Genomic DNA, 9,054 nt, shown 5'->3' on the forward strand with positions numbered 1-9,054 from the left:
AAGGAACAATATGTTTCTGCAAGTAAGGGAAATTATGATATTTATGTTGTTTTTGTAGAAAAAGGACTAAATCTGTTAAGAAAGGATGGGCGTTTGGGTTTGATCTTACCCCATAAGTTTTTTAATGCTCAATATGGAGAATCTTTAAGAAAATTAATTGCTAAAGGTCAATACCTGGAAAAAATAGTTTACTTTGGAGATCAACAAGTTTTTGCTAGAGTATCAACTTATACCTGCTTGCTTTTCTTATCTAAGACAAATAAATCAGAAGTTACTTTTATTCAAGTACAGGATTTATTAGAGTGGGTTACTGATGACAGGATTGAAAAAATCAGCATTATTCAACAATCTTTTATTAGTAAAACATGGAACTTTAGCAAATTTAATCACGCCTTATTCTTTGAAAAGTTTAATGATCATAGATTTGTAAGTTTAGGTATTATTAAAAATAATATTTCTCAAGGTATTAGAACCAGCGCGAATGAAGTATATGTTGTAGATTTTATTTCTCAAAAGAGAGATAACTTACTAGATGTGTACTCTAAATCTTTAGATAAAGTAATTACAATTGAATCAAGTTTAACTTCTCCTTTTCTACAGGGTAAGGAAATTAAAGCCTATCAGCTTTTATATTCCAATAAGTTATTGATTATTCCTTATGAACTAGTGAACGGACAAGTTAATCTGCTCAATGAAAATAAACTCTGTAATAATTATCCGCTAACTCTTGATTATCTCATCCAAAATCAAATCAAATTAGAAAACCGAGAAAAAGGTAAGATGCAGGGATCTGGTTGGTATGGTTATATTTATCCCAAAAATATAGAGTTGATGAGATATCCTAAAATACTAGTACCTGATATTGCCATTAAAGCATCTTTTGCCTTAGACGAAAGAGGAGAGTATGCTTTTACTAGTGGTTATGGAATTACACTGAAAAATCATGTAAAGGAGTCCATTAAATACATTTTAGGATTACTCAACAGTAAGTTATTAGATTTTTACTTCAAGAATATTAGCACCACAATTCGTGGTGGTTTTTTCCGTTATTTTACTCAGTTTCTTGAACAGCTACCAATCCGCAGGATTAATTTCGAGAATTTATCAGAAACAAATCTTCACAATCAAATAGTTAAACTGGTTGAACAAATGTTGTTTTTGCATGAACAGCTAAATCAAGCTCAAACACCACCAGCTAAAAGAAGAATTCAACAACAACTTAATGCTACAGATAGACAGATTAATCAGTTGGTGTATGAACTCTATGAATTAACTGATGAGGAAATAGCTATTGTGGAAGGGTCATTCGTCTAATTCCCCACTTTGGCGAGCTAGTTCATAAATAGCAGAAATAATACAAGCCATTATACCTATGCTGATGCCCCAGCTACGTCCTAAGCTAATTTCTAGAAACCAGTTGGATAAAGCGCCAATTACTAGAAAGGGAATGATGCTAAATAGTGAAGCGTAAAAGGCGTTTTGAGATTCTCTGGCTTGGCGTGTTTTTTCAAATTCTTGTTGACTTATGTAAAGCGATCGCTCGGCGAAGTTAAACCATTTACTGAGCAGTTCTATTATTATATCACGCAGTGGGGAAAATATCAAGTATAGCGCCAATGACCACAGACAGGCTCCGGCAATGGCGATTTTGTCTATCTCAAAATGGAAAGGAAAAATTTCATTAATCATAGCTGGGGATGTCCTGCTGGTGGCAAAGTTAACTATAAATTGACCTTTTAAGCAATTTTAAGCCTAAAACCCCGCAGAATTTTTTTTATTGCCAAAAATCAATGGACTGCTCTTTCTTTAAGCCTTGGGGAAGTCTCTTGGGGAGATGGGGGGCTTGCCACTGCAATCATCTCTGCCAAAAGAGAATTACAATTTTGATGATCTATCCCTGTGGCTAGGGATTAATCTGGCGATCGCTTTATACAAATATACGGAACTGCGATCGCTTCCCTAATTAATCTTCTTTGCGGTTGGGTTGTGATGGTGATTTACTCAACAGAAACCACCATAGCTCTAACGCAATTAAAGCGACACCACCAATAGTTACACCAACTTTCAAAGCCAAAGGTTGCGACCTAGGGTGAAAATCATTAGTTTCCACTGATGAATGATTTGGTATTGTTGCTGATGCTGTTCCTAGGGATAGACCCAAAGCCGCCAGACTAGCCCAAAGTATATTTTTATTGAACATAGTTGAAATTATTGTACACCTCCAGAGATGATTTTTGGTTTAAATTTCCGCAATCTCAAGGCATTGGTGACCACAGAGACGGAAGATAAAGCCATTGCAGCACCGGCGAGAATCGGATTTAGCAACCACCCAAAGAAGGGAAAGAGAATTCCCGCAGCGACCGGGATACCTATGATGTTGTAAATAAAGGCAAAGAAGAGATTTTGGCGGATATTGCCAATTGTAGCCCGGCTAAGTTGAATTGCCGTCACAATTCCCTGTAAATCTCCAGAAATCAGAGTAATATCACTCGCGGCGATCGCCACATCTGTTCCTGTACCAATCGCAATACCCACATCTGCTTGTGCGAGTGCAGGTGCATCATTAATACCATCACCTACCATCGCCACAATTTTAGATTTACCATCGCTTTGGAGGGATTGAATTATGGCGGCTTTTTGATCTGGGCGTACCTCTGCAAAAACTCTCTGGATACCCACTTCTTGGGCGATCGCCTCCGCAGTTTTCCTGTTATCTCCAGTCAGCATTACCACTTCTAATCTAAGTTTCTGTAGTATTTTAACTGCTGCTGCTGAGGAAGGTTTCAGAGCATCAGCAATACCCATCACTCCTTCTAGCTCACCATCTACAGCTATTAAAATCACAGTTTTACCCCCAGCTTCCCAGACCTGTTTATATTCCTGGAGGGAGTGATTATTAATTCCCAGTTCTGTCAACCAGCGTTCTGTACCAATTTGTACTAAGCGGTCTGACACCACACCTTGAACGCCACTACCAGGGACAGCTGCAAAGTTATTACACTCAATTAAACTCACCTCTTGGGATTGGGCATATTTTACCACCGCATCAGCCAAGGGATGCTCCGAATTGCGCTCTACAGCAGCAGCTAACTGTAAAAGCTGTAGTTCATTGTGGTTAGCAGTACCCTTCACACAGACAAAATCGGTAACTGTGGGATTCCCTTGAGTTAAAGTTCCGGTTTTATCCAAAACAATCGTGGTGATTTTGTGTGCTAGCTCTAGGCTTTGGGCATCTTTAATTAAAATACCATTTTCCGCACCTTTACCAGTGCCCACCATAATTGAAGTGGGAGTCGCTAAACCCAAAGCGCAGGGACAAGCTATAATCAGTACACCCACTGTGGTCATGATTGCTAGGGTGAAGTTACCCATGAAGTTAAACCACATCACAAAGGTGGCGATCGCGATCGCAATTACAGCAGGTACAAACCATCCTGTAACCTGATCTGCTAATCTTTGAATTGGCGCTTTAGAACCCTGTGCTTGCTGCACAAGTTTGACTATTTGCGCCAAAAAAGTATCCTTTCCCACTCGTGTCGCTCGAAACTGAAAACTACCAGTTTTGTTAATAGTCGCCCCAATTACCTCATCTCCCGGTTGCTTTTGCACTGGTAAGCTTTCACCAGTAACCATGGACTCATCCACCGTAGAAATACCAGTAATCACCTCACCATCTACAGGAATCTTTTCCCCTGGACGCACCACAATCACATCATTAATTTCCACCTCGGTAATAGAAATATCCATTTCTACACCACCACGGATAACCCTAGCATTTCTGGGTTGTAGTCCCATCAGTTTATGAATAGCTTCCGAGGTTTTTCCCCTAGCGCGATGCTCTAACAACCGCCCCAGCAAAATTAAAGCAATTACAGTTACCGAAACCTCATAATATACATGAGGGATTAAACCCTGAGCCGTAAAAAATCCCGAAAACAGAGTCACAAACAAAGAATATAGATATGCAGCACTTGTACCCACTGCCATCAGGGTATCCATTGTTGCTGTATGGTGCTTGAGGGCTTTCCAGCCATTCACATAAAAACCCCAACCACACCAAAACTGTACTGGGGTAGTCAACAGTAACTGCACCCAATAATTATGGAGAAATTCGGGAATAAACCAGAAGTTTAACCCTGTCATCATGGGTATGGAACCCACAAAAATGATTATAGCGATCACACCCGCCACAATCACCTTGCGGCTAATTTCCTGTTCCGCGGCTAACTTAATTGCTGTCTGAGTATCATCTTCTCCAGTCAGTATGTCTTCTGAAACCTGGTAAGAAGAGTATCCCGCAGCATCGATGGCGCTTTGGATAATCTTTAAATTAGTACGTGTTCGATCATAATTGATTGTAGCCTGTTCAGCAGCAAAGTTAACATTGCAGTCAATCACCCCTGGAATCAAGCGAATAGCTTGGTCAATGTTATTTGCGCAGGAAGCGCAACTCATACCCCGGAGTTTAAGCGTGAGAGTATCCATGCTCAGTCAATCACTTTTGCTAGTGTAGCCTATCCAGTCAAAGTTGCATCCAATTGATGAATGCAACTTCATCCGCTCAAACACATTTAGTTTAGATGTGTAAATTACATCAAACTCTTATACGCTAGGCATCTTAGCGGGTATAATCAGTTTTAAGCAGCTGGATAGCCTGCAGCAGCTAAAGCATTCTTAATTGATGCTTCCGATGCTTGAGTTTCTACGCTCACAAATTTGGTTTGGGGGTCAGCCTCAATCGTAGCATTGGCATCAACTGCTTTTACTGCATTAGTAATATTCTTGGCACAAGCAGAACAAGCCATATTGGGAACTGTGAGTTTGAGTGTCATAGATTTACGGTATGGAATCAAAGAACTATCAAGATTTAGCTTGTATCTGCTGAATATCAGTCGTAAAGCTAATTCAGCCATTGCTAATTTGTGGGGAATCCTCTTTTAATGGCTTTAATGGCTTTAGGGATGCTTTGGACTGTCATCAGCTATTAAGTTTGGCTTTTATCTTATATCCATCCTAAACTCTCCAGCCAGCTAGAGAGTCTATCATAGTTTACAACTCTTTAAATTCTTTTCCGTCCCCATGTCATGGTATCAATATAGCATTTCCCATGCTCGTGAGGTACAATTTTTTTTAGTTTGAGGGAACAGGGAACAGGGAATAGGGAATAGGGAATAGGGAATTGGTGTGTACTTCATGAGACTGAAAAAGGCTATATAATAATGCCATATATTTATTTAGTATTTAATTATACTCAATATTTCTGTGCCAAAATCTCATCTTCTGGCTGATATAAGCTGATATAAATTGTTAGGAAAAAGGCTTGGACAAGCCAAGCCCTTATGTATACCAAGCATTTACTACACCAATAATAATTTAATAGTTCTATACCTTTAGTTCATCCTCCTAAAGGATCTGTTCAAATAGCCTTAAAGCTGATAGATAAGCAATTATTAATCATAAAAAAAAGTTTGGCGGTGAACCAAACCTTGATTATTGCTGTGCTTAACAACGTACTAAGCTACAATTTAAGACAACTTCTTTTGAACTTCATCTTCCCGCAGTCGGTACAGTATTAGGTTCAATCTATATTTTGCATTTCATTCATATGTCAAAAGCACGAAAAAGGCCTGGACGAGAGCCAAGCCTTTATATATACCAGGTGTTTACCATATTTAGCCAATTTATATATAAACTGATTACAATTCATCTGCCTTAAAGCAGTATACAAATTATATTAAATATGCTAAATATCATATCTATAAACATGGTATCATTATCCACAATAGATAGGCATTTATCAAAAAATTACTCATACCCTGGTGAGATGTCATCTATCTGTAACCAACATCTCAAAAGAAAACCCTGGCCTTAACTCCAGGGTAGTTATATGTTTTTCAGGCATTAACGAACTGAATAATAACAGCATAAATAAATTATTTATAATACCTATCGATATATACAAAAAAACGACATTTATGATATGATGCTAAAATCCTTTTTTAATGCACTAAAGGATAAACCCAGAGCTAAATTGAAAATATACAAAAGAGGCTTGAGCATTAGCCAAGCCCATATTGAGCAAGAGTTTACCATATATTATGACTGTAAATGTACTTTTGTGTAAATTTCATCTATCTATAGGTTAGATATAAGCAATACCATAACTGAAATATATCAGCATAAAAAAGGTTTAGCACTCGGCTAAACCTCCATAGAAAGCAGTTAATCGACACACCAATTTTAATTTAAACCTGCTAATTATTCAGGTCATCTTCCTAGGGAATGTGTGCAAATATTTTTTAATATGATATGGCATTACTGCGACAAACACGATGGAGAATTAAAGGTAAATTTTAGAGTGGGTCGGTTACCCCTAATTTCTATCCTTTCAAAGCGTCAAATCCTTATATTTACTGTATAAATAGGCTCTAAATTCTAGCCTATGTTGAGAATCTGGTACTTTATTGTCAACTTAGTATATTTATTTACTGTTTAACCAGGAGGATAAATTCAAATACTAGTATAAAAAATACTTATAGTATATAAAGCCCTTTTCAGGCTAATGAAGTACACACCAATTCCCTATTCCCTGTTCCCTGTTCCCTGAAACTAAAAAACTTTGTACCTCACGAGCATGGGAAATGCTATATCTTGAGAAAAGCCTCCACGGTTTTAGAGAGAAAAATAAATAAAATAATAGTTGCTTTCCTATAAGATATGTGCTAAGTTAAATAATCGTGTGGTTAAGGACGTATAGCTCAGTTGGTTAGAGCGCTACGTTGACATCGTAGAGGTCACTGGTTCGAATCCAGTTACGTCCATAGTTAATGAAAATATCCCGGACATCATATGAGCGTATCTCATAGCCGGGTTAAATTTTCAAAGGCGCATATTCAGAAGATATTACCCTCAGCAATACCGTGTCATTACTGGTATTTGCCAGGGGCGATCGCCTGTTTTGAGAACTGTTTTACTCTTCCTCATCAATCTCACCAATAGCGTCATCAAACTTGTTGATAATTTCCAATAATTCCGTTTAGAAATATCTTTGTAGTAGGCATAGAAAGCCTGACTATCTCTAGCGGAATGCTGGGTTTTATACATCTGGTTATAGTCCGCAATAAATTCGTTTAATTTGTTGCAGCTATGACTGCGGTTACTGGTATCGGTTTGGTTGGTAACTTGACATTGATTTTGACACCAATGCTCAGTGTTGATAAATTCTAGGTAAAAGGTTGTACCATCGTCGCGGTTGAGTTCCATTTTATCCCGGAGACGTTTAGCGCGATCGAATACGTTACCTTTATCTAGGTGGTTGAGGATGGTTTTAAATTCCGTGTCGCTGAGTTGGATACCGTTATATTATTCCAGTTGGGTTTTCAGGTTGGCTTTGAGGTCTTCAGCGTTGCCAATGGTGACAGGTTCATAGCCTAATGTGGTTAGGCGTTCAATTAACTGTTGTTCTAATTCAGCTTCAGATTGAGTCATAGCTTAATTCTCGTTAGGCATAATGACGGAAATTGGTTGGTTGCGCTGCTTTCGATAAATGGTAAAGTCACTATCTAGGGTTAGAATTTGGCTATCTTCGTACATTTCGCTCATTCTGACTAAACAGGCATCAGCTAGAGACATTGGTACTGAAGCATAGCGTTTCATTAGGTTTTCTATGGCTTCAATTTCTTGGTTGAGGATAAAAGGGATAATGATATGACCTTGTTGAATCAGTTTTAGAATAGTTTCTTGTCCATTATGAATCCTTTGGGCGAGGAAACAGGCTTCTGTAATTACGGCCTCATTAGTTAAGATAGGGGTGCTGATTTGAGCGAGTTGGGAAACTGCCCAAGGGTGAAATTTATCTTTGGGCATCAGGTAAGCAATTAAAACTCCTGTATCTAAAATTGTGGTTCTAGTCATGATTGGCCAAATTTTTCTAGATACTGAGGATTATGGGAAAGGTCTTCAAGATTGCTGTCAAGACAACCGATAAATTCTTTAGTCGCTGCTGCGAAGGATGTTTTGGGGGTTTCTGTTGCAGTGGGTGTTTGCTGATCAGGGGTTTGACTTGATTGAAATTCCAGAAATTCTACAAATTCAATCACTTTTTTTTGTTGTTCGGGGGGGAGTTGTTGAATTTTTTGAATGGCTATTTCTAGGGTGAGCATATTGGTTAATGGATAGTAGGTAATTTGGTAATACTTCTATTATTCCCCATTCTCTGGTTCAAGATTTAAACCGCGATAGATTTGTTCAAGGGGAAAGTTAAGATTAATGCTTTTAAGTTGGATGGTGTCACCTGGTTTGTAGTTGATAATTAACCAGTCTCCAGCCTCGTTTTTATGATAAAGGTCAATTTCCATGCTGGTGGAACTGACTAGCAGATAATCTATTAAGGCTGGATTATTTTTATACATTCTAAATTTACCACCTCTGTCATAAGCTTCGGTAGTTTTTGATAAAACTTCAACTATTAAGCAGGGGTAGGTAATATATTGGGTATTGGTTTTGTCCCGTTCGTCGCAGGTGACGCTAACATCTGGGTAGGTGTAGTTATTAGTACCTAAAATATTAACTTTGAGGTCTGAGTTACCTGTTATGCAACTACTAGCGTCTAAATGGGTATCAAATATAGTCGTAAATCTAATAGCAATGCGGCTATGATTGACGCTACCGCCACTCACGGCGTAAACTTGGCCGTTGATATATTCGTGTTTTTCTAGTTGTTTTTCTTCCCATGCAAAGTATTCTTCGGGGGTGAGGTGGGGGGTGTTTTCTTTAGCTGCAATCATTTTCTTTGAGTAATTGGTAATGGGTAATACTTTTATTTTATTTGTTCTATTTATGCCCTTATAATAAATAATATCAATTTAATTTTTGTAGGTTGGGTTTCACTTCGTTCAACCCAACCTACTCAATACTATGTATCATCTGTGTAAACATGGGTAACCGCACTCAAAACAGCAAAGATGTATAATTATTTATATATTTTCTTGTATAATTTTTCTGAGCCATAAATAACCAGCCCATGGTGTGAATCTATGCGTCAATGTCTCAACC

10 protein-coding genes and 1 tRNA gene are annotated in these 9,054 nt (G+C 38.1%); 2 read left to right on the forward strand and 9 right to left on the reverse strand.

What is annotated here, in order from left to right; genetic code table 11:
- A partial coding sequence (locus tag PN447_RS12830) for a TaqI-like C-terminal specificity domain-containing protein (protein ID WP_271763435.1) occupies positions 1-1,314 on the forward strand: 1,314 nt, incomplete at its 5' end.
- On the opposite strand, the gene PN447_RS12835 is transcribed toward PN447_RS12830, so the two are convergent.
- The 4 genes from PN447_RS12835 to PN447_RS12850 all read right to left on the reverse strand — a co-directional run bounded on the left by PN447_RS12835 (position 1,303) and on the right by PN447_RS12850 (position 4,832).
- A complete protein-coding gene (locus tag PN447_RS12835) occupies positions 1,303-1,689 on the reverse strand; it encodes a hypothetical protein (protein WP_271763436.1) in 387 nt (128 codons plus the stop codon). The two genes, PN447_RS12830 and PN447_RS12835, sit on opposite strands and share 12 nt — an antisense overlap.
- Before the next feature lie 274 nt (positions 1,690-1,963).
- On the reverse strand, positions 1,964-2,200 hold the full coding sequence (locus PN447_RS12840) for a hypothetical protein (RefSeq protein ID WP_271763437.1): 237 nt from the start codon (positions 2,198-2,200) through the stop codon (positions 1,964-1,966).
- Between the two features lie 8 nt (positions 2,201-2,208).
- Positions 2,209-4,485, reverse strand: coding sequence for a heavy metal translocating P-type ATPase (locus tag PN447_RS12845; protein ID WP_271763438.1), 2,277 nt, complete (start codon positions 4,483-4,485; stop codon positions 2,209-2,211).
- A gap of 152 nt (positions 4,486-4,637) precedes the next feature.
- Complete coding sequence (locus tag PN447_RS12850) at positions 4,638-4,832, reverse strand: heavy-metal-associated domain-containing protein (protein ID WP_271763444.1); 195 nt, start codon at positions 4,830-4,832, stop codon at positions 4,638-4,640.
- 1,915 nt (positions 4,833-6,747) lie between these two features.
- Here PN447_RS12850 and PN447_RS12855 point away from each other — a divergent pair.
- Positions 6,748-6,821: transfer RNA gene (locus PN447_RS12855), tRNA-Val, on the forward strand.
- A gap of 88 nt (positions 6,822-6,909) precedes the next feature.
- Here PN447_RS12855 and PN447_RS12860 read toward each other — a convergent pair.
- The 5 genes from PN447_RS12860 to PN447_RS12880 form a co-directional block, all read right to left on the reverse strand.
- Positions 6,910-7,263, reverse strand: coding sequence for a type I restriction enzyme subunit R domain-containing protein (locus PN447_RS12860; RefSeq protein WP_271763440.1), 354 nt, complete (start codon positions 7,261-7,263; stop codon positions 6,910-6,912).
- Between the two features lie 99 nt (positions 7,264-7,362).
- On the reverse strand, positions 7,363-7,488 hold the full coding sequence (locus tag PN447_RS12865; protein WP_271763441.1) for a hypothetical protein: 126 nt from the start codon (positions 7,486-7,488) through the stop codon (positions 7,363-7,365).
- A gap of 3 nt (positions 7,489-7,491) precedes the next feature.
- On the reverse strand, positions 7,492-7,914 hold the full coding sequence (locus PN447_RS12870; RefSeq protein ID WP_271732139.1) for a type II toxin-antitoxin system VapC family toxin: 423 nt from the start codon (positions 7,912-7,914) through the stop codon (positions 7,492-7,494).
- Complete coding sequence (locus tag PN447_RS12875) at positions 7,911-8,162, reverse strand: DUF2281 domain-containing protein (RefSeq protein ID WP_271763442.1); 252 nt, start codon at positions 8,160-8,162, stop codon at positions 7,911-7,913. The genes PN447_RS12870 and PN447_RS12875 overlap by 4 nt, the downstream gene beginning before the upstream one ends.
- A 39-nt stretch (positions 8,163-8,201) precedes the next feature.
- Positions 8,202-8,786, reverse strand: a complete 585-nt coding sequence (locus PN447_RS12880) for a Uma2 family endonuclease (protein WP_271763443.1) — start codon at positions 8,784-8,786, stop codon at positions 8,202-8,204.
- Positions 8,787-9,054: the final 268 nt, after the last annotated feature.

The sequence above is a fragment of the Anabaena sp. CS-542/02 genome (assembly GCF_028331085.1).
GTDB classification, from domain to species: Bacteria; Cyanobacteriota; Cyanobacteriia; order Cyanobacteriales; family Nostocaceae; genus Anabaenopsis; species Anabaenopsis arnoldii.

Coding starts and splice junctions, on each gene's coding strand:
- PN447_RS12835 (WP_271763436.1), bottom strand. CDS start 1,689: ATGATTAATGAAATTTTTCCTTTCCATTTTGAGATAGACAAAATCGCC.
- PN447_RS12840 (WP_271763437.1), bottom strand. CDS start 2,200: ATGTTCAATAAAAATATACTTTGGGCTAGTCTGGCGGCTTTGGGTCTA.
- PN447_RS12845 (WP_271763438.1), bottom strand. CDS start 4,485: ATGGATACTCTCACGCTTAAACTCCGGGGTATGAGTTGCGCTTCCTGC.
- PN447_RS12850 (WP_271763444.1), bottom strand. CDS start 4,832: ATGACACTCAAACTCACAGTTCCCAATATGGCTTGTTCTGCTTGTGCC.
- PN447_RS12860 (WP_271763440.1), bottom strand. CDS start 7,263: ATGGAACTCAACCGCGACGATGGTACAACCTTTTACCTAGAATTTATC.
- PN447_RS12865 (WP_271763441.1), bottom strand. CDS start 7,488: ATGACTCAATCTGAAGCTGAATTAGAACAACAGTTAATTGAACGCCTA.
- PN447_RS12870 (WP_271732139.1), bottom strand. CDS start 7,914: ATGACTAGAACCACAATTTTAGATACAGGAGTTTTAATTGCTTACCTG.
- PN447_RS12875 (WP_271763442.1), bottom strand. CDS start 8,162: ATGCTCACCCTAGAAATAGCCATTCAAAAAATTCAACAACTCCCCCCC.
- PN447_RS12880 (WP_271763443.1), bottom strand. CDS start 8,786: ATGATTGCAGCTAAAGAAAACACCCCCCACCTCACCCCCGAAGAATAC.